This window comes from Variovorax pasteuri, from assembly GCF_051216435.1.
Classification (GTDB): domain Bacteria; phylum Pseudomonadota; class Gammaproteobacteria; order Burkholderiales; family Burkholderiaceae_C; genus Variovorax.
Genome location: NZ_JBPJZS010000022.1, coordinates 1 through 1265, shown reverse-complemented (window position 1 = coordinate 1265; position 1265 = coordinate 1). Strand labels below are relative to the sequence as shown.

At 68.1% G+C, this 1265-nt stretch carries 1 pseudogene; it reads left to right on the top strand.

Annotated elements, in window-relative coordinates:
• Positions 1 to 1265: pseudogene (locus tag ACSFBM_RS33935) on the top strand (pyruvate dehydrogenase (acetyl-transferring), homodimeric type); the annotation flags it as partial.

Sequence of the window (1265 nt, the reverse complement as noted above, 5' to 3'; positions counted from 1 at the left end):
GATGGCCCGGTGCGCGGCAACGGCCGCATCATCGACGAGCTCGAGAAGCTCTTTGCCGGCGCGGGCTGGAACGTCGTCAAGCTCGTGTGGGGCAGCGACTGGGACGGCCTGTTCGCGCAAGACGTGAGCGGTGCCCTGGCCCGCGTGTTCGCCGAAACCGTCGACGGCCAGATGCAGACCTTCGCGGCCAAGGACGGCCGCTTCAACCGCGACAACTTCTTCGGCCAGAACCCCGAGCTCGCGCGCCTGGCCGAAGGCATGACCGACGAGCAGATCGACCGCCTGAAGCGCGGCGGCCACGACCTCGTGAAGATCCACGCCGCCTATGCCGCGGCCGCCAAGCACAAGGGCCAGCCCACCGTCATCCTCGCCCACACCAAGAAGGGCTACGGCATGGGCAGCGCCGCGCAGGGCAAGATGACCACGCACTCGCACAAGAAGATGGGCGACGTGGACCTCATCGAATTCCGCGACCGCTTCAACCTGCCGCTGACCGACGCGCAGGCCACCGCGATGGACTTCTACCGCCCGGCGGAAGATAGCGCCGAGATGCGCTACCTGCGCCAGCACCGCGAATCGCTCGGCGGCGCCATGCCGCGCCGCGAGACCGCCTGCGACGTGGTGCCCAAGCCCGACATCGCGAGCTACGCGCAGTTCGCGACGGCTGCGGCGGGCAAGGAAATGAGCACCACCATGGCCTTCGTGCGCATGCTGGGCAACCTCATGAAGGACCCGGCCCTGGGCCCGCGCATCGTGCCCATCGTGGCCGACGAGGCACGCACCTTCGGCATGGCCAACCTGTTCAAGCAGGTGGGCATCTATTCGAGCGTGGGCCAGCGCTATGCGCCCGAAGACATCGGCTCGGTGCTGAGCTACCGCGAAGCCACCGACGGGCAGATCCTGGAAGAGGGCATCAGCGAAGCCGGCGCCATCGCCAGCTGGACGGCCGCGGCCACCAGCTACAGCGTGCATGGGCTGGCGATGCTGCCGTTCTACATCTACTACTCGATGTTCGGCTTCCAGCGCGTGGGCGATGCCATCTGGGCCGCCGCCGACCAGCGTGCGCGCGGCTTCCTGCTGGGCGCCACCTCGGGCCGCACCACGCTCGGCGGCGAAGGCCTGCAGCACCAGGACGGCAGCAGCCACCTGGTGGCCGCGACCATCCCCAATTGCAAGGCCTACGACCCGGCCTACGCGGGCGAGATGGCGGTGATCGTCGACGCGGGCATCCGCGAAATGATGGTCGAGCAGAAGGACGTTTTCTA